The 244-nt window shown below is 59.0% G+C and carries 1 pseudogene; it reads right to left on the reverse strand.

Annotated elements, in window-relative coordinates:
* A pseudogene (locus R0J88_RS22730) lies at window positions 1-244 on the reverse strand (3-octaprenyl-4-hydroxybenzoate decarboxylase); the annotation flags it as partial.

The following is a 244-nucleotide window of genomic DNA, read 5'->3' on the forward strand; positions in this document are numbered from 1 at the left end:
CTTGACAATGACCCGCCCCCATTCGCGTGTAGTCTCGCCCGGCCACTTGTGCGTGGCGTCCAGGCCCATCTTCGACCCCAGCCCCGATACCGGCGACGCGAAGTCCAGGTAGTCGATCGGCGTGTTTTCGATCATCACCGTATCACGCTTGGGGTCCATGCGCGTGGTGATGGCCCAGATCACATCGTTCCAGTCACGGGCGTTGATATCGTCATCGGTGACAATAACGAACTTGGTGTACATG

The organism is Pseudoalteromonas sp. SIMBA_162, from assembly GCF_046535955.1.
GTDB lineage: Bacteria > Pseudomonadota > Gammaproteobacteria > Enterobacterales > Alteromonadaceae > Pseudoalteromonas > Pseudoalteromonas marina.